The sequence below is a fragment of the Stenotrophomonas sp. 22385 genome (assembly GCF_052045085.1).
Classification (GTDB): Bacteria; Pseudomonadota; Gammaproteobacteria; order Xanthomonadales; family Xanthomonadaceae; genus Stenotrophomonas.
Genome location: NZ_JBQEOG010000007.1, coordinates 244468 through 263789, shown reverse-complemented (window position 1 = coordinate 263789; position 19322 = coordinate 244468). Strand labels below are relative to the sequence as shown.

General features: G+C 57.3%; 18 protein-coding genes. 14 read left to right on the top strand and 4 right to left on the bottom strand.

Features of this window, described 5'->3' with window-relative positions:
* The first annotated feature begins 97 nt into the window (after positions 1–97).
* From ACTJI4_RS14440 to ACTJI4_RS14425, 4 genes are all read left to right on the top strand, one after another.
* Entirely contained in the window at positions 98–331 is a 234-nt protein-coding gene (locus tag ACTJI4_RS14440; protein ID WP_440869739.1) for a hypothetical protein, read from the top strand.
* A 116-nt stretch (positions 332–447) separates the two neighbouring features.
* A complete protein-coding gene (locus ACTJI4_RS14435; protein ID WP_440869738.1) occupies positions 448–1845 on the top strand; it encodes an ankyrin repeat domain-containing protein in 1398 nt (465 codons plus the stop codon).
* 232 nt (positions 1846–2077) lie between these two features.
* Positions 2078–2488: a hypothetical protein gene (locus tag ACTJI4_RS14430; RefSeq protein WP_440869737.1), complete on the top strand. Its 411-nt coding sequence runs from the start codon at positions 2078–2080 to the stop codon at positions 2486–2488.
* Positions 2485–2610 carry a hypothetical protein gene (locus ACTJI4_RS14425; RefSeq protein WP_314106279.1) on the top strand — a complete coding sequence of 42 codons (126 nt, stop codon included), beginning with the start codon at positions 2485–2487 and terminating at the stop codon, positions 2608–2610. Before ACTJI4_RS14430 ends, ACTJI4_RS14425 begins: the two co-directional genes overlap by 4 nt.
* A 61-nt stretch (positions 2611–2671) precedes the next feature.
* On the opposite strand, the gene ACTJI4_RS14420 is transcribed toward ACTJI4_RS14425, so the two are convergent.
* Positions 2672–2920: a hypothetical protein gene (locus ACTJI4_RS14420; protein WP_440869736.1), complete on the bottom strand. Its 249-nt coding sequence runs from the start codon at positions 2918–2920 to the stop codon at positions 2672–2674.
* A 115-nt stretch (positions 2921–3035) separates the two neighbouring features.
* Here ACTJI4_RS14420 and ACTJI4_RS14415 point away from each other — a divergent pair, with 115 nt between their 5' ends.
* From ACTJI4_RS14415 to ACTJI4_RS14385, 7 genes are all read left to right on the top strand, one after another.
* Positions 3036–3701: a UPF0758 domain-containing protein gene (locus ACTJI4_RS14415; protein WP_440869735.1), complete on the top strand. Its 666-nt coding sequence runs from the start codon at positions 3036–3038 to the stop codon at positions 3699–3701.
* A gap of 742 nt (positions 3702–4443) precedes the next feature.
* Complete coding sequence (locus tag ACTJI4_RS14410; RefSeq protein ID WP_440869734.1) at positions 4444–5418, top strand: ABC-three component system protein; 975 nt, start codon at positions 4444–4446, stop codon at positions 5416–5418.
* Positions 5408–5881: an ABC-three component system middle component 2 gene (locus ACTJI4_RS14405; protein WP_440869733.1), complete on the top strand. Its 474-nt coding sequence runs from the start codon at positions 5408–5410 to the stop codon at positions 5879–5881. The genes ACTJI4_RS14410 and ACTJI4_RS14405 overlap by 11 nt, the downstream gene beginning before the upstream one ends.
* A 404-nt stretch (positions 5882–6285) precedes the next feature.
* The gene (locus ACTJI4_RS14400; protein ID WP_440869732.1) at positions 6286–7686 is read left to right on the top strand and encodes a hypothetical protein; all 1401 of its coding nucleotides are present in this window, start codon (positions 6286–6288) and stop codon (positions 7684–7686) included.
* A gap of 670 nt (positions 7687–8356) precedes the next feature.
* Complete coding sequence (locus tag ACTJI4_RS14395) at positions 8357–10747, top strand: hypothetical protein (protein WP_440869731.1); 2391 nt, start codon at positions 8357–8359, stop codon at positions 10745–10747.
* Between the two features lies 1 nt (position 10748).
* Positions 10749–11795 (top strand): hypothetical protein, encoded by a 1047-nt coding sequence (locus ACTJI4_RS14390; protein ID WP_440869730.1) that lies wholly within the window; start codon positions 10749–10751, stop codon positions 11793–11795.
* Between the two features lie 616 nt (positions 11796–12411).
* Positions 12412–12804, top strand: coding sequence for a hypothetical protein (locus ACTJI4_RS14385; RefSeq protein WP_440869729.1), 393 nt, complete (start codon positions 12412–12414; stop codon positions 12802–12804).
* A 566-nt stretch (positions 12805–13370) separates the two neighbouring features.
* On the opposite strand, the gene ACTJI4_RS14380 is transcribed toward ACTJI4_RS14385, so the two are convergent.
* Together ACTJI4_RS14380 and ACTJI4_RS14375 are read right to left on the bottom strand one after the other, a co-directional pair.
* Positions 13371–14678 (bottom strand): hypothetical protein, encoded by a 1308-nt coding sequence (locus ACTJI4_RS14380; RefSeq protein ID WP_440869728.1) that lies wholly within the window; start codon positions 14676–14678, stop codon positions 13371–13373.
* Between the two features lie 267 nt (positions 14679–14945).
* The gene (locus tag ACTJI4_RS14375) at positions 14946–15851 is read right to left on the bottom strand and encodes a LysR family transcriptional regulator (protein WP_372356341.1); all 906 of its coding nucleotides are present in this window, start codon (positions 15849–15851) and stop codon (positions 14946–14948) included.
* A gap of 140 nt (positions 15852–15991) precedes the next feature.
* Between ACTJI4_RS14375 and ACTJI4_RS14370 the strand changes: the two genes are divergently transcribed.
* Positions 15992–17389 carry an amidohydrolase family protein gene (locus tag ACTJI4_RS14370; RefSeq protein WP_440869727.1) on the top strand — a complete coding sequence of 466 codons (1398 nt, stop codon included), beginning with the start codon at positions 15992–15994 and terminating at the stop codon, positions 17387–17389.
* Positions 17390–17397: 8 nt separating this feature from the next.
* Positions 17398–17877: a DMT family transporter gene (locus tag ACTJI4_RS14365; RefSeq protein ID WP_115875139.1), complete on the top strand. Its 480-nt coding sequence runs from the start codon at positions 17398–17400 to the stop codon at positions 17875–17877.
* A 321-nt stretch (positions 17878–18198) separates the two neighbouring features.
* On the opposite strand, the gene ACTJI4_RS14360 is transcribed toward ACTJI4_RS14365, so the two are convergent.
* Positions 18199–18642 (bottom strand): RidA family protein, encoded by a 444-nt coding sequence (locus ACTJI4_RS14360; RefSeq protein WP_372356340.1) that lies wholly within the window; start codon positions 18640–18642, stop codon positions 18199–18201.
* 403 nt (positions 18643–19045) lie between these two features.
* Between ACTJI4_RS14360 and ACTJI4_RS14355 the strand changes: the two genes are divergently transcribed.
* A complete protein-coding gene (locus ACTJI4_RS14355; RefSeq protein WP_440869726.1) occupies positions 19046–19285 on the top strand; it encodes a hypothetical protein in 240 nt (79 codons plus the stop codon).
* Positions 19286–19322 lie beyond the last annotated feature (37 nt).

The following is a 19322-nucleotide window of genomic DNA, read 5'->3' as shown; positions in this document are numbered from 1 at the left end:
ACCTTGCGGCATGCGAAGATCTAGCCTTGGCGGCCTACCGGGGGACGGGGAATCACCCAAGCAGGTCAGTTCTGACGCGTGACAAGGAAAGATCACGATGCCTGTTGAAGAAATTGCGGGAAGCCTGCTCGGCGGCATTGCCCGGTTTTTTGGCTGGATGTTCGTCGACCTGCTGTTCCACACCATCATCTTGGGAACCGGCTACATGGTCATGAGTGTGCTGGCGCCGAAGAAGGAGCCTTCGGAGAATACCTGCGCCATCGCCGGACTGATCACCTGGGTACTGATTGCGCTGACCGTGTTCGGAATCTATCGCGCCACACTGGCATAGGTGTCCAAGCGAGTTGACAACTTGTCCAGTGCAGCGCGCGTCGCCATTGCTAGCATTGATCGCAGTAGATCAACGATCGTGAACTGCCTGTGGCCACCTCGTCTTCCCCTGTTGTATTGGACACCTCCCTCACCTGCGAGGACGCGTTCGCGGAGATCGAACGACACGTTCGTGCCGGCGTGCATCCCGACCGCATCCGGCTGCGCCATAACGAGCGCGCCCTGTACTGGGTGTGCAACAACAGCCTGCTTCACCACGACGGTCCGGACGAGGCTACGATTGCGCGGCGCATTGATGCGCACCTGGCGCTGATCTCCCTGTTGCTGGCGGCGGGGGCAGACCCCAACAAGGCGGCCGGCCGTGGCGCCACGCCCCTTTCGATTACCTGCCGCGACTTGATCTTCAGCCCAGCCGCGTGGGCCCTGGAGAAACTGCGGCGGCTCCTCGCCGCCGGCGCGAACCCCCGCCTGACCAAGGATTCGCCGATCTGTACCGTGCTCGGCCTGCGCGACATGCGCGGCGAAGTGTGGAACTCCGCGTTCGATGCGGATGCGGATCCGGCGGAGATGGGCTGCATCTTCGACGCCATCGACGCGCTGCTGCAGGCCGGTGCCAGCATTGAAGCCATGGACCACCGGCAGATGTACACACCCGTGTTGATCGGCGCGTACCTGGGCAGTACGCCGCTGCTGCGATTCCTGGCAGAGCGCGGCGCCAACGTGCACGTGGTCAATCCCGCCGGTTCCACTGCGCTGATGTATGCGGCCGGCGACGTGGACGGGCTTAAGGCCAGCCGCGGCGGCATCTCCACCACATGGCACCGGATGGGCGAGCCGGTAGCCGTTGCCCGGCTGTTGATTGAATGGGGCCTGGACCCGGCCGCTGCCAACGAGCGCGGCCGCACGCCGCTTACGCTGGCGTTGAACGCCGGCAGTGTCGACGTGGCGGCGGTGGTGGCCGAAGCGCTTGCCGATCAGGGCAGGCTCCTGAAAGCGGATGTACGACGATTCAAGGGCACGGAGTTCGAAGCACATGTCGCGGCACTGGCCACCAGCAGCCGCACCAGCAAGCCTCCCAGGAGGCAGGCCAAGCCGAAAGGTGCCGCGCAGGGCGCGTCGTGGGACCGCGCGCGCCAGGAGATGAACCACCCTGACGCATGGCAGCGCCCTGCTTGGTTCTGCGCATATAACAAAGCGTTGTTCGAACACCTGGCCAGCGGCAGCCACCCGGTCAATCCGGTAAACCTGCTGTACGCCGATTACACCGATGCGCTACGCACGCTGCGCCTGTCCAAGACCAAGGACTGGATCAGCCGCAGCGGGGTGGTGACGGTGCAGCCGGACATCGTGACCTGGGGGAGCCTGCGTGTCAGCTACGCGCAGCTTGATGGAGATGACCTTGTCTGCCGAGAGGAGATCGTCATGCCCATGTCTCCCGAGCAACAGCCCGGCATCGAGGCCGTGGCGGAAGCGGTGGGGGGCATGACTTCCCGCTATTTCAAGTTGTCCGCCTGATCCTTCCAGCGGGCTGGAAGCATTGATCGAGGCCGGCGGCATGCTTGAACTGCGAGGCCACTGCGAGCCTGTTGTCGTTGCCTACCCGCGCAACTACGCCAGTACCGACATTGGGTGTATTCGATCCATAGATACTTCCAAAACTGAGACGAGCTATTCAACTTCAGCCGTTTTCCGGCCATAGACTTCGCATCCTCAAGGTTCAACGCAGAATCGACGCCGGGAGCAGGAGATGCAGACGGTCAAGAGCAAATGGCTTGCGTACACCGTCCTCATCGGACTGTTCCCCATCTTCTCCAGGTTCCTTGTCTGGTTGGTAACCAAGGAAGGAAGCATCGAGCCTTTTGCGCCGCAGGATTTCATCGCATTTGGCCTCGTCCTGCTCATCTCGAATATCAACGAGATCGAACACCTTGTCGATGCTGATCGGTCTTGGAAGACAGCTCAGAACGGTATGTCTGCCTGCTTGATCGCCGTTCATGGCGTTCTTCTTTGCTTGACCTTGGTTGGAGGCGACTCGGTTGACCGTCAAGCAATCATGTACTGCGTAGCGATCATCGCCCTCGCCTCGCTCGGTCTCAGCTACATGCTGTTCACTCGCATTTCAAAGATTGACCTGAATCGTTCGGAGCGCGTTCCATGACAGAAATCCTCGTCGCCTCAACCGTAGTGATTGCACTTGTCGCCCTTGGGTTCGGGGCGTGGAGTCTGGTTCAGACGCATAAAGAGGTGCAGCGGCAAAAGGAGCGCGATCATCCAGAGTGATCTGCAATAGATCTGTTGCAATCGTTACCACCTTGCTGACCTCCCGCGCGGCGGGAAGCGATCACCTGTTCCAGATCGCTCCTACGACGGCGATGATCAGGACCTGTGAGACCAACACCATGATGGCGTCGTTCTTCCGGACCAACGCCGCCGCGGCTGAGCCCGTGGCCAGTGCAAGCCCCGCAACTACAAGCAACATCAAGCCCAGATCCTCAGTGGAGGAGGGGCGCCCGTTCGCGGCGAGGGTGTAAAGCGTGAAGATCAGGAAGGTGCCGAACCATGCGAGGGCGAATCGCTTCCAGTAACCCATCAGAACTCCGCTGAAGGCAGTTGTTGAAGCGCAGGTTATAGCAGTTGTCCTTCCCCACCAGGTCACGCGGCAGTTTCCTATGCCCTCCGCTTGCCCGAAAGCCGACACTGGCCGAATGGCAATCAAACATTGGCCCGAGCACGACCGTCCGCGGGAGAAGCTGCTCAAGCTGGGCCCCAAGGCCCTATCCGATTCAGAATTGCTGGCTCTGTTCATAGGCAGCGGGTGTAATGGCCTGGATGCTGTGCAAAGTGCACGCCGCCTGCTCGAAGACAATGGTCCGCTGCGCAGGCTGATGGACATGGATGCCAGCAAGCTGAGGAAGCTGCCTGCTCTAGGCCCCGCGCGCGCCTGCAAGCTGGTTGCCGCGCTGGAGCTGGCCAGCCGCCATCTGCTGTCCGACCTGGAGCGAGGCGACAGCGTGTGTGACCCCGGCTCGGCCGGGCGCTACTTCAAGCTGCGGTTGCGCGCGCGGCCGCAGGAAGTCTTCGCCGCGCTGTTCATGGACACCCGCAACCGCACCCTGGCGTATGAAGAGCTGTTCACCGGCACCATCGACACGGCCACCGTGTACCCACGGGAGGTGGTACGGCGAGCACTGCTGCACAACGCGGCGGCCGTCATTGTCAAGGGTTATGCAGCTCCAAAAGCGTTTCAGGAGACGTATCGATCTGATTTTTATGGATATATCTGTACGTCGCGACGTGCCCGCGTAACATTTGAGACTGTAACACGTGAAATCGCATTGAGATCGGTGCGGCGAGAACACCTATTCTTTTGAGACTGATAGCTCCGCAGGTTTCAAAGCAATATGCATAGTTTTGTTCATCTTTGTGAGTAGATTGGTCGAGCCCGCTCTTACGGACAACTGCATGGACGCCGATGTGGATCATGCCAATTTAAAGCGTAGGAGGGTCAGTGCCCGCTTCAAGCGCGATGCGGTTGAGTCGGCGAGCCAGCACGTTGCCACCTGGGCGCAGCTGGCTCGGGAGCTAAGACTTCGCGACACCTGCTGACTTTCTTGCATGCACGGGCACCAAATCCGCAGCCCTCCGTTTCCATCAACAGCGGAAGGGCAAGCTCAGGCGGGCAGCCGAGGAGACACTCTCCGAAAAGCTTCCGCGCAATTTGCCAAGCCGCAAGGGCGCAGTACGTATTCATGATCGAGTATCATCGCCCGTTCAAGCTGATTTCTAGGCGTAAGGGGCAGTTGCACGTCTATGCATGGTGCCGGATTAGTCTGAACACCGCTGCCGGCAGCGACCGCACGATCGGCGGGGACACCAGATACTGTAGTTGCCACTGCTTTAGATCCGCCCGTGATTACGGAGTAGAGCTCGATTCAGCCCAAGAGATTACATCGGCTCGCGGCGATAGCTATTGCTCACATGCCTTGCGTGCTTTGAGATATGCTCCAGCACATCAGCTATTCCGGACACTAGCAGGCTGGCAGGGACGTGGGGACTACTCCTAACTATCATTCCGGGCCTGCGAGCCCCACTCCTCAGGAGCGCCTGCTGCTCATGGACGATGTTCAATGGGAAGCATTCATAGTGCGCTGCGCGCGCCAACTTGAGAAAGAGGGCGAGTATTCCCAAGTCATCAGGCTTGGGGGAGCTAACGATAAAGGCCGAGATGTTTGTGGCTACAGGACCTTGCCGCCGTCTGAAGACTCTTGGGATCTTTACCAAGCCAAATATTACGGCAGCACGCTCTCGCCCAGTGACTTCATCGGCGAAGTCGCCAAGTTTCTATCGCATGTGCTCGACGGCGCCTACAGCCGCCCGCGTCGATATTACTTATGCGCGCTCAAGGTTGGGGCTACCCTGCAGGACCACCTTCTAGATCCCGATGGGATGAGAAAGTGGGTAATGGACGACTGGGAGCGCAAGAATGGAGACTTCGGGCCGTTTAAACGGCCATGGGATTCTGCCATACAGAAATTTCTTATCGATTTCCCGTTCGAAATTTTTGCAAGACGGACTCCCGATGAACTGTTAGAGATCCACGCACGCAATGCCTCCGAACATTGGCAACATTTCGGAGTATTGCATACGCGCGAGCCCAATCCTGAAACGCCTGATACACCTGACCCTATGGAGGACCGATATCTCCAGGCACTTCTGAGTGTGTACCAGGAGCGGACAGGTCTAACCATCGCCTCCATCGAATGCATTCCGAAAGCCTATCTCAGGCATTTTGCGGCACAACGCCGCCTGTTCTACAGCGCCGAGGGACTCAACCGGTTCAGTCGCGACAAGCTCCCTGGAGCATTTGATGCGTTATTGGATGATGTGGAGGTAGGTGTCGCTGGAGTGGCCTATGCTCCACATGATGGCTCTTGGGCACGCCTGACCCAAACACTGCTCACTGCCAATTCGCTACAAATCAATAATAATCCCTTGCACTATCGATTGCAGGCAGGCGACTTACAGGGAACATGCCACCATCTGGTGAACTTGGCACGTTTAGACTGGGCAGACACCGATGAAGAATAGCTCCCAGGTCTTCAACACCCCGTTTGAGCTAGGAATCCGCATGGTTTACCTTCTCCATGCACTTCATCCCCGTAAGCCCGACCTCCAGACATTGCTGTATCTGGACTACGCCGTCATCTACAGCGCCGATGTCGGCGGACCTGAGAGCTTGCACACTCCGGTTCCTCTGCGTGGCGTTGAGTATGCAAGCAGGAGAGAGACTATTGAGGCCGGCCTGCTATTGATGGCGGGCAGGGCTTTCGTGGACGCCAAGGCCACTAGCGATGGCATCCGTTATGGTATCGGCGAGAGCGGGCCGGCACTGATCGACCTGCTAGCTGGTCCGTACAACCGCGCCCTGCGCCAGCGCTGCGCTTGGGTCGCCAGCGAGCTTGGGAGCTTAAGCGACGCTGAGTTGGAGGCGCTTCTTGGCGTCCGTGGCTCGCTCTGGAGCGCGCACTTTATTTCCACGGACGGCAGATGATGACAAGGCTTTCTTTACACAGATTGATACTCACTGGGCCCACCAAGCCGAACGCGGAGCTGAACCTAGACGGCGCATCACATTTGGTTTTCGGCCCGACAGATACAGGCAAATCTTACATCGCGTCATGCATTGCGTACTGCCTCGGTAGCGATGAGAAGCCACTCAACGTCGGCCTGTCGGAAGGTTACACGCGAGCTGCGCTCCAGGTAGAAGTCGCACCGGACTCACGGTTCACGCTGTTTCGGGACCTCCTCACTGGAAACGAAGCAGTGCATGCCGGGTTTCATAATTTGCCTCCAACGGCAACGTCTCCAATTGCCCACACCATCGGCCCGCTAGTTGTTCAATGGAGCGCAGCTACGGGCAAGCGGATCCTCACTAAGAGCGGAGTGCTCGGTAACGTGGCTGCCAGCGATATGCGGCGGCTGAGCGTATTTGACGAAATACGGACGCTGGATAGGGTACCCCTGGAGGGGAAGGACAACGTTTTCAAGATGCGCAATCGCGCGACCGTCTCGCTAGTTCTGACAGGCGCGGACGACTCTGGGGCCGATCTTGCTGTCAAGACTGATGCCAGAAATATCGCAAAAGGTCACTTACAAGCACTCGAAGACGAACTGAAATCACTGAGATCCAGTGTTCCGGACGGCTTGAGTCGAGCTGATTGCGAGGACGGCTTGGAACGCGTCACTAGTGAGATTGAGGGCGTTGACGCGTTCTTGCGCACCAACGAAGAAGAATTGGCAAAGCTCAAAGAGCAGCACGTGGTAATCGATGCGCAACTACACGCTGCGATGACGGAGTTGACGCGCGGGCGCGAGACCCAAGATAGATTTAGGCTTCTTGACGAAAAGTACGAGAACGATGGCCATCGCCTGACCTCCCTCATCACCGCAACGGGAGTCGCGGCAACCTTCGAGGCGCGCCCCTGCCCGCTGTGCAAATCGGATATCACGCATCAATTCAGCCACGACCTCGGCGAGCATACCGAACTGATCCGGCGCGCGGCTAACGCGGAGCTTTCAAAAATCACTTCGCTTAGAGACGGCCTGATGGTCGCGCTCCGAGACGTTGGCGACGACATTGAACTGTTGGAGGCAAGCGTTAATGCCTTAGCTCAGGAGGCATCGGGAAATCTTCGCAATCAAGCGAACTTGATTGGCTTAGCACCACGAGGTGGTAATCGCGATCACCTAGGTGCACTTACGGAGCGGCGGGCGGAACTCACAGTGGCGTTGCGCAGTTATGACCGTATTGACTCGATAGAGCAACGCCTCAGTGAAGTGAAAGAAAAGACGAAGCGCAGAAAGCAAACAATTTCTCGGGACGTGTCTGCAAGCGCCAGTGCTCTTTGCCAGAGAGTCTCAGCACTCCTGTCGGAATGGCACGTGCCCATGGTGCACGCCGTACACTTCGACGAAAGCCATGCGGATCTCTTCATTAACAATCGGCAGAGAGTTTCCTACGGAAAAGGCAAGCGCGGAATATTCCTAACCGCCATGGTTGTGGCAATGATGGAGCGAGCGTTAGAGCTAGGTCATCCACATTTGGGGATAGTCGCAATCGACTCACCGGTGGTTACATACAAGGATCCCAAACACGGGAGTCAAGATCCTGAGGAAGCGCTGGACCCCTCTGTGAAAGATCGACTCTACGCCTGGCTCGCTGATCGCAAGGAACCAGGCCAGGTCATTGTTCTAGAAAACGAGGAGCCACCGCCAGACGTTCTGTCGCGCTTGAGTCATACGGAGTTCGTTGGCTCTGGAAAAGCGAGCGGCCGGCGCGGATTCTTCCCGCTCTAGCGTTGCACTGACCGACCATTGCCGACCGCAGGCGCGGGTAGGCTCCATGAATACCCGCGCACCTTCTCCGGCAACCGATGGACTATCAGTGGTCGTAAAGGCGGCCAAACGGAGCAATTGACGAGATGACGCAGGACTACAGGAGTGGCAACCCGGCCGACCCGACAAAACGGTCTGATCCTGCATGTCCTATCTGCAATAGTGTACCGCCGCAAGCCAAGCATCGGATGTCAGCTTCATCAAAACCAGCGAACCCAGTTCATCAGCGAAGACTAGTAGAGCTTCGTGCGCGAGCACGACGTCGCCTGGAGCGGGAGTAGACGAAGAAATTGCACTGACAATGCAGCGATGGACTTCTCCCTGCTAGTGAGGCCATAGTCGATCAAGCGAGGATCTGTGGCAATCACGACGAGGCACACGCCGAAGTCGTCCAGTACATCGAGATCTCTTGCAACCGAAAACGGCGACGCAGTTCCAAGTGGAGCTGACGCGGATAGAGTTCTGCAAGTAGTACGCGCTACATGACTGGTGACTGCCTGCAAATCTCTGGGCAATTTAATTCGACCACTGCGAATACTAGACGGCGAAAGCCGAAGGCATCTTGATAGAACATCGGCGCACTGACAAGATATCAATCTGCGCTTATTAGCATTCAGGGATCGGAGGGGAAATGGCTTCAGTGATAGAGCTCCTTGACACGATTGACAAGGAGCGAGAGTCAAATCCGCGGGGAGCGGAGGAGCAGCTTAATGAGCTCATGCAGACGCTGGGATCGGCAAATCTGCAGAAATGGCTGCCCCAGCTTGAAGCCAGCATTGGCAATTTCCTACCTAAGAGAAGGAGGCGCTTGCAGTCTGCCCTGGCATTGCTACTGGAATCAAGCCAAGAACAAGACAGCAACGCCATGCCGACAGCGGATGAGCATGAGGCTGCGGATAGGTGGAAAGCAGAGGTTGTCGAAGAACTGCATGATCTATCGGAGTTCCACATTTTCCAATGGCCTACCTACTACAGGGAGTGGGTTGGGAATAGTGTTGAGATTATGCTTAACCTTGCTCCCAAGCTTCAGGACGAGGCGATGTTGGCGTTTCAATCCGCAGTCGCCGCTCACTCGAAGGAAATTTTTGAGAAAGGTTTTACTTACAAGGTTGTAGGGCAGCGAAGAGGGGAGGATTCGGCCCATGTGACAGCACTCTCTGGGGTTCAGCGATTTGCCGACCTCGCCGTAGAGTTCTACTCTGGTGGTGCGATTAAGGAGGCGAAGGGAGAACGTCGAGTTGCGCTGCGCCGTGCGACCTCAAGGCTGCTCGCCGGCATTCTGTCAGGCTTCATTGCATGCAACTTCAAGTCCAAGTCAGGCGCGCAAGTGCTGGCGTCCAGTCGAGTGCGTTGGTTCCATTATCTGACGTTTTTAGATTCGCACGATTTGGGGCAGATTGCGGAGCAGTTCGGAAGCGGCTCTATATCGCAGACGCTCGCGCGACTTGTTCGGCCTCTGGCGTTTGCCCTGGATCGCTGCGCGGAAAGCGCGACCAGTTCCCATCCACTGCCGCAAGTCAGTCAGTACTTCCATGAAAAGAAGCGCCTAGAAGTTCTTTGCGTTTCTTCCAGTGCCAAACGAGTAGTGGCAAAATCAGAAGTTTTCGTTCTTCTGGATCCTGAACTTCCTCCAGTGTCGGATCTAAGAGAAGCGGAGAGCCGTGACATTTCTCTCGTTATTTGCAGCCTCAAGCCCGATGTGGCCAGGTCCTCTCAAGCCGAGCGAATGCAGGAGAAGATCGTTGATACGAACGAGGGGAATCAAACCCCATCTGAATTTGAGCAGCGAGCGTGCGCAATCCTTACCGGCGCCTTTAGCATAATTTCCGAGGGAGATCGCGAAGCTATCCTTGAGTACAATTTTGCAAGAGGATTCCCTCTTAACAACCCATTCCAGACGAAGTACTTCCACGTCGTTAGGAAATCCGTGCGCAACCTTCTCCAGGAGATTGAAGGTAGGAATGGAGTTCGATTGTGGTGTAGCGCTAGACGCAGCGGAAAGACCACGGCATGTAATGACCTAAGCGGTTCACTAGCGTCCTCCGAAACGGTGGTTCAGACATGCGAAGTACTACGGCAAGACGATTTGTCAGGGCGTCTTTACGGGCGAATCATTGACTGCATTGAAAATGAAGAGCCAATTGGTCGAAGGTTCCTCACTGACATCATAGACGAGGTTCGACAAGGCTCTGGCGCGGCCGCCAAGACTGTACTTGTTATCGATGAGTACGAAACTCTTTTTGGCCGACTAAGGGGAGCAGTGCGACGCCAAGAGGATATTAAATACTCTATCGTTTTCCCATTGCTAGATCAGATTGTCGAGTTCGCCCGTGAAAATATGGTAATACTCGTAGGGCAGCAACCAAACGCTCATTTTGTTTTCATGGATCAGAATAAGCTAAGCGCGTATGTAACCCAGGACTCATTCCCTCTGTTTAGGCATGCCACTGGATCAACAACCGGCGAGTTTGTCGATCTTCTTGCTAAAGTCATATCTGAGAGATTTGGATTCACTGCTGGTTTCGCGGACAAGCTGTTTCAGGAGACCGCCGGACATCCATTTCTAACAGTGAACATGATTGTATCGATGGTCGATTGGCTTATAGCAAGAAGGGTTAGAGTTAGCGATATTAGGTTCGATGCAAAGATGCTAGAGCAATACTTTGAGGAGGATCTTTCACACCAGGATGTTGCTCTTAATACAGAGTATCAGTTTTTCCTCGAGGCAGCTGCAGACGCAATGAGCGAGACAGGCAAGTCGTCAAATCCATGGCTCTGGTCGGTGTATAAAGCCATGCGTATGTTCGTCATAAGTTATGGTGTCCATGAGCGCTGCGAAATAGCAGAATTCTCAAGATCTTATGACAAGGCCGGGTTGAACTCGTCAGGCATATCCTCTTTGGAAATGCTCAGGACTGCAGAGGATGCAAATTTCTTCAAAATTGATTCGGACAATCTCGTTAGGCTGGCGATCCCCCTATTAGGTCGCATTACGGCAGCCGCAACCCCTAGGATCTGCTGAAATGACATCTATTACTACTTTTGTCGATTCGATCTCCGAATCAATTAAATCTTTCAACAAATTTTGCGTGGTCGTATATTGGCTTCAAGACGACACTGATCGAGAAGGCATCTTCCAAGAGCTTTCTGTGAGACTTGCGGGTACGCGCTTACTCCCCCATGTGCTTCGAACATCAGCTTTTCAGGATCCGAATGCGTGGGCTTCGGATGCCATGTCGATCTTAAGTTCACTGAGAAGCGATATTCTAAATTTGGATGACGACGGCCATGAATCGCCTCTTGGGGTTGTCGTTATTTCGCGAGGAAAAATGAATGTCGCGCAAGCCTCCTCGCCCGCGATTGCTCCGGATTGGCTGCCGGGCCACGGAGGGCGTGAAGTCATCGTTTTCGCACGGGATGTTCGATTGATTTCAACATGCTCCCTGTCCGCAGAGGAAGCTTGTATAGATTCAATTAAATCTTCGTTGTTTGGGCTTGAGCATGCACTACTGAAGATAGTGCGGACAAAGTTCGAGACTGAAAGGCACTTTGGTCAAAAGCTTTGGGATCAGGTCCTTAGGGAAAGATCCCGTTTAGAGAAGAAGTCACAATTTCCTGACTACTGGTCGAAAGGCCTTGACTCGGTTACAGATCCGTCCAGCTATAGGCCCAGTTTAACCTCTGGATGGTCGATGATATCCGCGATGTGGGATACATTTCTTTCTGCATCACCCAGTCAGCTGTTGGCAAAGTCGGACGCGTTTCGTGAGTACCTAACAATTGGAGCTGACTGGCTTCCTTCCAGTCCAGATCCGTCCCCACTGTTTCCTATTATGTTCCGCGGACCTGAAGATCACCGGAGGTCTGTCGAGGAACTTGCAGCACGCGGTGTCGTCCTCTCCGTCGGATTATCATGTCAACTCACGACTGCATCCGCACATGCTGACCAGTATGGCCGAGTGAGCGCTTCAACCCTAAGTGGCCTCTCGCAGGATCTCCGCCGGACTCTCGCTGCGGCAGAGCGGCAAGCTGGTTGGACTGCACAAGCCGCAACGAGGAATATTGAATGACGAAGTGACTGTGCCTATCGAAATGCCGTCCAGAACTGCCAGACCAGGACCGAAGGGAAGAGCAACGGAAGCGCCGTAGCAAGCCGATACTGCCTGTTCACTCCCAAATTCTTCAGTCAGATCAACCGATGAGGGGGCTGAGCTCAAGGCCCCCTCCTCCGTTAGATAAGGCTGCCAACCTGCGTCGCAGTAGTACACGATGCATCGCGGATACCAGTCGTTTGATGTGCTTATTGACGCTCTCCTGGACCTGAAACGGGGTGGCTAGACCTGAAGCCTCCTGAGTAGCTACGCAACGATAGATTGAGCTTCCTTGCAACAATAGCTGCAGCCGCTGCGCGCGGTAAGTTGATCAAACTTTGGTTGCGTTGCAACCAAAGGTTGAGCCTCACAACTCAAAGGCTCTTTAGAATCAGAGTAATACACATCAGGGCTTGAGCAAGGGAAATCAATGGTTGCCTCTATTCAGAATAGGGCAAACAACACATAGTGTCCCGCTCTCTTCCCAGCGGCATACACTTTACTCGCGCTCACCTTGGGACGTCTCGGCGGCCACGACAGTCCGCTATCGCAATTTAGAGGTAGCATGAGCCAGGTACCTCAATGGTCCGAAAGCATGACCACGCAGCTTGCAAAGGATGATCGCAACCTTGTCGGTCCAGCCTTGCGAACATTCGCCGGGCTCGCTAAGAGTTGGTCCCTTACGGAACTGGAACAAAAAGCGCTCCTCTGGCAGCCTCCGAGCGTGTACAAGGACATGCTTGAAGATGGCGATCTCTTCGATCTTCATCCAGAGGTGCTTGAGCGGATCAGCTACCTTCTCGGCATCTACCGTGCACTCCATACGATATTTCCCAATCGACAGCAGGCCGACAGTTGGATCCGCCGGCAGCACTCTGCCTCGCCGTTTCAAGGATCCACGGCGCTAGCATTTATGTGCAGCGATCGGATAGATGACCTTGCAGCGGTCCGGCAGCATTTGGAGGCTGGGGGCTCACTTGACCCATAGCCCGCAGCAAATTTTGAGCGTCCGAGAAGCCAGTGCTCTCGGCGATCTCTGCCAACCCAAGCCTTGTACCGGAGCTAGCGGAGCATCCGATCATGGTGGGTGGCTGGCATCGGCCTTGTTCGCATGAGGTGAGATGCACTCATCGAGTGCACTTTGCTAAGGAGTCAAGAGAGAGGGGGGCATACGCCCCCCACTCCGCGGCACTGAGCAAAGACCGCTTCTGCGTAGCACTAGCTTATGTCAGTCCGATGGGAGCCTCTAATCGACCGTCGTGGCCGCCGATGGAAGGTAAAGACATCACCCATGCGTTCACGGCCGCATTGACGAAAGGCCTCAGCCCGCGCTTGGTTGCTGAAGCAGAACACCAGGTAGCGCTTGGAGAAAAGTGCGCGGTTGGACTTGCCTGCTAAGACCTGAAATCCTTCCAGAGAGAGAGCGAATGCGCGCAGCATGCTCATCAATCTGAATCGCCCAGGGTTCCGTAGCCGCCGTTCACGGTTACGTCCAACATTGCCCCGAATCTGATTGCTACTCAAAACTGGGTGCACGTCGGGTGGCAGGTCGGCCTACGATGCCGGCCCCTCTTCGTCAGCCTCTTCGTCGTCAACAACACCATCTGCCTCCCCGGCAACGAACCCGCACATCTCCATGAACATCCAGGCGCGCATCCAGTTGTTCACCTCGTCGACTTTCAGGGTGCTAACGTCTTCGTCGCTTCCGCCCGCCTTGCGAATGTACAACGCTTGTAGGGAGGCCACGTACGCCTCGCGGAAGATGCCGGTCGGGCGAAAGCCAAAGTTGTGCGTGAAGACCACTTCTTGAAGCTCGTGAACCATACCATCCCATAGAGGCACCTCGCGCTCGCATTCGGTTCCGTGCGCCAGGCAATCGTCAATAGCGCGCTTGGCGAGGCGCAGCAGCCGACCATCGAAGGCGTACCGCGGGCTATCCATGAAAATGTCGCGATGCTGTTCGTCCATCTGCTCGAGCATCGGGACTGAGCGCTCGGGATCGGCCACCAAGAACGGGTTGACGGCACACACAATCAGGCTATTGCGGTAGTACCGAGGGAGCTCTTTCCAGGGCTTGCGGACGAACACGAATCCGTGCAGCTGCTCGGCCTCCATTAACTGCGCGGCATACGTACTCAGGGCGCCCAACGCCTCGCGGGTGTAATCGTTGAGGTTTCCCTCATCCTCCTCACTGTCATACCAGCCTTCTAGGTCGTGGAACGAGGCGACAACGCAGCCCATCGCCTGGTGCGATAGCAGCCTATTTGCGAAGTAGCGGAAATCCTCATCTGTCGGGACATACAGCTCCAGCTTCAAGCTTTCAAGCGTCTGCTCCGAAAAGATTGGGCGGTAAGCGATGACGTCCCGATTGGAGATGAGCAGGTCATACAGGTACGCATGGCGAGTAATTTTCGCCCCCATGGGCGCCACCAAAACGTTGGCGATGTCTGCCGGCCCCGAAAGCGCAAACATTTGGGCGATGTAGTTGCTATAGGCTAGTAACTCAGAGAACGCGTTCCGTTCGGATGAACTGCCGACCTTGAGCTCAAGTACGAAAATGCCGTCTTCGTGGTAACCCAACAAGTCGAGCTGCATCGGCTTGGTACTGTCCGTGGGTAGGTCGACTTTGCTACCGACGAACGTTCCGTAGCGAACGCTATCGTGGATGCGATCGATGCGCTGCAAAGCGCGCTGCTTGATGATGCGCCACAGCTCGAAGCTGCCCTCCTCATCTTCTACTTCGGGCAGTAAGGCGCGGCCTTCCAAGGCTTGAGTCAGCTCGGTCGAGTCCATCACGACCGTTTCCATGCCCATCGCCAACAACTGCTCGTGTACTTGTTCTTCAGAAAAGGGGATGGCCACGCAATCGCTCCCGTTGTGGTTCGCCGATGATGACATCATCGAATGCATCCATGGCACCGCCGAGCGGCTGACGATATCCGACGCTCGCTGGCGCAGCGGCGGCTCAACACGGCATTCGATGTCTCCTTTTGGCCGGAAGCGGACACCTTGCCCGGCGGCTTCCGGGAGGCATCTGTCTGAGGGATACGCTATCTCTAGCAGTCCACCCGAGAGATAGATGCTCGACACCGCCTCGGAATCTCTGGACGCGACGGCTGACTTCGCGATCTATGCTTTCTCGCTCTTGGCGGAGAAAAGCTCTGCAGCCCATGCTATGAATGCTTGGACGATGGGCGATCCATAACGGTGGTGCGGGTAAAGGATCGAAACCGGCACCGACGGCGGACGCCACCGCTGAAGCACCTCAACCAGGCTGCCATCCTGCAACTGCTTCTCGACCAGTACGCCTTGCAACTGTGCCAGGCCGTATCCCTTCATGCACAGCTTGATGTACAGCTCGGTCTCATTGACGGCGACCGAGCCCTCCACTGGTACTACCTGTCTCTTCCCATCAGCTGAGAAGAGCAGGCTGCCACCGCCCCTCGAACCAGAGGAAAAATGGTGGACTGCGCGGTGCCCGGCGAGGTCTTCAAGTGATTGTGGGACGCCATACACCTCCAGATAGCTTGGTGCGGCGCAGGTGATCCAGCGGAAGTTCCCCAGCGGCCGGGCTACGAGGCTGGAGTCTTCCAGCGGCCCGGTCCGGATCACGCAGTCCACACCCTCCTGGACGAGGTCGACCGGCCGGTCACCCACGCCGATCATCAGATGGACCCCGGGATACTGACGGCGAAAGCTGTCCAGGTTCGGGAGGAGTATCGAGTGCGCGAGGCCGCCTGGCATGTCGATCCTCAACCGCCCCCGCAGGTCCTGTGGCGACGACTTCAGGCCGGTTTCCGCCTGTTCGATCTGGTTGAGGATCTCGCGGCACTGCAGGTAGTAGCGCTCGCCTTCCGAAGTGGGGCTGACGCTGCGCGTGGTCCGGTTGAGCAGGCGGACGCGCAGGTGCTTTTCCAAGCCCTTGATCAAGCCCGTGACGGTGGAGGGGGGCATGGAGAGAGCCTCGGCGGCACGCACAAAGCTCTTCGCTTCTACCACCCGCACGTACGCCTGCATCGCCAGAATCCGATCCATTTCGCTTCCACCCTACAGTTGACGGTCACCTCGATCCTGATTATGCGCGTTCTACGAATAATAAAAACGAAGAGCATGGATTTTTCGCAGGGTCAGCGTGGCATAGAGTTCACGCCAGCCCAGAAATCGACCTTGCCCCAATGAGCACCCTCCCGCGAGACATTCTTCAGCAACCGACAACCGCAGCGGCCGAAAAGACGTTCATCCGTGGCGCAACCATCATCAGCATGGACCCGGCTGTGGGCAACCTCGTGAAGGGCGACATCCTGGTCTCCGGTCGGACCATCACTGCCGTTGGCGAGAACCTCAGCGCCGAGGACGCGTTCGTCATCGATGCCAAGGACATGATCGCCATCCCGGGCATGGTGGACTCCCACCGCCACGCCTGGGAGGGTCAGCTGCGCCGGATCAACTCCAACGCCGAGACCTTGGAGCACTACTCCAACGCCACGCATTTCTCGTTCGCAAAGCATTACCGTCCGCAGGACATGTATGTCGGCACCTTGCTGTCCGCGCTGGGCGCAATTGATGCTGGCATCACTACGGTCATCGACAACTCCCACAACAGCCGCACAGCCGCGCACTCCGATGCATCGGTTGAAGCTCTGCTCGATGCCGGCATCCGTGCGCTGCATGCATCAGGCGCTCCCGTGTCCGGCACTTGGGACCGCGCGCATTGGCCGGGAAACCTCGCCCGCCTGCAGGAAAAGTACTTCAAGGACCCGGCCAACGACCTGGTCACATTGGCGACCATGGCCAACATCGAGCCGGAGCTCTGGGCCGAAGCACGCCGCCTGGGTATCCCGATCGTCACCGAGTTCTTCGGTGAACAGATGGGCGCCCAGCTCCCTCAGTTGCATGCGCAAGGGCTGCTGGGCCCGGACAACATCTTCAACCACTGCACCTGCCTGAAGGATGAGGGCTGGGAGATCCTTCGCGATGCCGGTGTGCACATCAATGTCTGCCCGCGCTCGGATGCCCACTACGGTATCGAGGATGGCATGTTCGCCTGGGATGCGGCGGTTCGGCACGGGCTGCGACCCGGCTTCAGCGTTGACAACGAGACGTCCTACAGCGGCGACATGTTCATGGAAATGCGCGTGGCCTATTACCTGGAGCGCGTGCTGCGCGTCAATGCACGTCCCCCGCGTAGTGCCGGCACCCCACAGGATCCGCTCAATTCCCACCGCCTGCTTGAAGCCGCCACGCTTGATGGCGCGGCCTGCGCAGGGCTGCAGGACAGGATTGGCAGCCTGACGCCGGGCAAGCAGGCCGACATCGTGCTGTTCCGCACCGGCGACATCAACCTGTATCCGTCCAACAATGCGTTCGGAACAGTGGTGCATGCGGCGGAGCGCAGCAACATCGACACCGTGATGGTCGGCGGCCGGGTGCTGAAGCGGGGCGGCGAAATGTGCGGCCTGGACATGGGCAAGTTGCGCGCTGCGGTGGACGAATCCTGCGCGCACCTGTTCTCGGCTGCCGGCTACACGCCGGACGCGTTCGGCACTTCCTTCCCCGTTCTAACCAATCACTGAGAGTAAACATGAACAGCTTCGGTGCCTGGGCCTTTCCACTGGCAATGGTTGCGGGAATGGCCGTCACATTGCAGACCACGTTCAATGGTCAGTTGGCAAAGGGCCTGGGCGGCGATCCTGTTGCAGCCGCCATCTTCTCCTTCATGGTGGGGCTGTTGTCGCTCACTCTCGTCGGTCTCGTACGGGGCAACACCCTCGGCCTGCTTGCAGGCATCCCGGCGCAGCCGGCCTGGGTGTTGCTGGGGGGCGTGATGGGCGCATTTGCGCTGCTCAGCAACGTCATCCTGGTGCCCCGTATCGGCATGGCCGCCCTGGTGGGGCTGGTGATCGCCGGGCAGCTGCTGTCTTCGTTGGCCATCGACCATTTCGCATTGATGGGTTCTGCCCATCGTCCCGTCTCCCTCATCAAGCTTGCAGGCGCGCTGGTCATGCTGGCCGGACTTGCAATCTCGCTGTTTGGAGATCGCTGGTCCAGGTTGCTTGTGTGATTGCTCGAGGAACGGTGCAGGCGGCCGCGCGCTCGAACCCTGGCTTGACCGAAAACGTCCGCTTCTGGCCGGAAGCGGACGTCGCTCCTGAGTCGAGCAGCCATGGTCTCTAGCGTGGCAGACCTTGCGGGCTAGGAAGCGAAGCAGCAATAGCTGCGGATGCATTAGGCTCATTGGCGCCTTTCTCTTCGCGCAATTGACCAGATTGGACTGTCTAATCGGCGATGTGAACTGCCACGCAAATGGGGAAACGCAAGAAAAGCCCGCAGCTTGGCGCATACGGGCTTTCCATTGAATTGCTACTTGTCCCCTGGAGGAGGATTACGAATTCACTTCAGCGCGGAATGCAATCTCGATCAGCTGTTCGGGGAAGGCGAGCGCGGACACGCCGATGAGATTGCTGGCCACCTGCGGGACTGCCTGGCCGTAGACGGCTGGCCTGACCTTGCCGCTGGCGGCGAACGCGGCCGGTACGTCGATTACGAAAAGGGTTTCCTCCACCACATCTGCCAGCGACGCACCCAGCTCGGCCAGCAGCACCTGGGCGTTCTCATAGGTGCGCTTCATCTGCGCCTCCATGGTGTCGAAATTGGCAGGCTTCCCATCAGCCCCCAGAGCAGCCGGAGCCACCAGCTGGCCCTCCGGCGTGTGCGAGAGCTGGCCCGACACGAAGATCGAATTGTTCACGCGCACGGCCTGCACGTATCCATAAGCCGATTCCCACGGCACGCCAAAGCTGGCCGTCTTGCGGTTGGAGGCGCTCATTTCGTTGTCCTTCCTGTGTAGAAGGCGCCAGTGTGCCGGTAGACGAGGTTGCCTACCTGCCCCGAAAGGGTAATACGAGAGCGCCTGCGCAGGCCCCGGGTGTCCATCTCTGGCCAGGAGCGGACATCGGCGGCGCAGGGGATTAGGGATGTTTATCGAGGGTAGGGCGAACGTCCGCTTCTGGCCGAAAGCGGACGTCGATTGCGAGTAGCGCATTACGTCTGGGGACGAATCATCTTGATCCGGACTGATATAGATGGTTTAGAGCCCCTCAATGGCGATCGTCGGCCATTGCAGTAGCACCAGGCGAGCCCTTAATACGTTCGTGCGCTGGGCTGTAACAGATAGGTCTGACCGTAACCGGCACGTGTTACGGTTAAATATCGATGTTACGGTCGCTTGTATGAGCGACCTCGACGCCACTGCTCGCTACCTCCAAGAACTGCTGCCCGACGTTGTCGGTGAGCTCGAACACTGGACCAGTTCCACTGCGCGCACTTTGCCCCACTTCATAGCCAGCCTGTTCGACCTGGCCGAGATTGATCTGCTGGGCCACCGGATGCTGCGGTCCAACGTCCCGACGGAGACGCTGACGGAGCCGATGCCACCTTTTCGGGTGATCGGGCAGGTAGCAGCCTCTTAACGAGAGACCCTTCACAGCTGGACAAGCGTGAAGGGGT

What these genes read in the sequence shown, in the direction of transcription:
- ACTJI4_RS14385 (WP_440869729.1), top strand. Translation starts at nt 12,412, where the DNA reads ATGACCACGCAGCTTGCAAAGGATGATCGCAACCTTGTCGGTCCAGCC.
- ACTJI4_RS14365 (WP_115875139.1), top strand. Translation starts at nt 17,398, where the DNA reads ATGAACAGCTTCGGTGCCTGGGCCTTTCCACTGGCAATGGTTGCGGGA.
- ACTJI4_RS14395 (WP_440869731.1), top strand. Translation starts at nt 8,357, where the DNA reads ATGGCTTCAGTGATAGAGCTCCTTGACACGATTGACAAGGAGCGAGAG.
- ACTJI4_RS14355 (WP_440869726.1), top strand. Translation starts at nt 19,046, where the DNA reads ATGAGCGACCTCGACGCCACTGCTCGCTACCTCCAAGAACTGCTGCCC.
- ACTJI4_RS14415 (WP_440869735.1), top strand. Translation starts at nt 3,036, where the DNA reads ATGGCAATCAAACATTGGCCCGAGCACGACCGTCCGCGGGAGAAGCTG.
- ACTJI4_RS14440 (WP_440869739.1), top strand. Translation starts at nt 98, where the DNA reads ATGCCTGTTGAAGAAATTGCGGGAAGCCTGCTCGGCGGCATTGCCCGG.
- ACTJI4_RS14390 (WP_440869730.1), top strand. Translation starts at nt 10,749, where the DNA reads ATGACATCTATTACTACTTTTGTCGATTCGATCTCCGAATCAATTAAA.
- ACTJI4_RS14360 (WP_372356340.1), bottom strand. Translation starts at nt 18,642, where the DNA reads ATGAGCGCCTCCAACCGCAAGACGGCCAGCTTTGGCGTGCCGTGGGAA.
- ACTJI4_RS14405 (WP_440869733.1), top strand. Translation starts at nt 5,408, where the DNA reads ATGAAGAATAGCTCCCAGGTCTTCAACACCCCGTTTGAGCTAGGAATC.
- ACTJI4_RS14410 (WP_440869734.1), top strand. Translation starts at nt 4,444, where the DNA reads ATGGACGATGTTCAATGGGAAGCATTCATAGTGCGCTGCGCGCGCCAA.
- ACTJI4_RS14420 (WP_440869736.1), bottom strand. Translation starts at nt 2,920, where the DNA reads ATGGGTTACTGGAAGCGATTCGCCCTCGCATGGTTCGGCACCTTCCTG.
- ACTJI4_RS14375 (WP_372356341.1), bottom strand. Translation starts at nt 15,851, where the DNA reads ATGGATCGGATTCTGGCGATGCAGGCGTACGTGCGGGTGGTAGAAGCG.
- ACTJI4_RS14430 (WP_440869737.1), top strand. Translation starts at nt 2,078, where the DNA reads ATGCAGACGGTCAAGAGCAAATGGCTTGCGTACACCGTCCTCATCGGA.
- ACTJI4_RS14370 (WP_440869727.1), top strand. Translation starts at nt 15,992, where the DNA reads ATGAGCACCCTCCCGCGAGACATTCTTCAGCAACCGACAACCGCAGCG.
- ACTJI4_RS14425 (WP_314106279.1), top strand. Translation starts at nt 2,485, where the DNA reads ATGACAGAAATCCTCGTCGCCTCAACCGTAGTGATTGCACTTGTCGCC.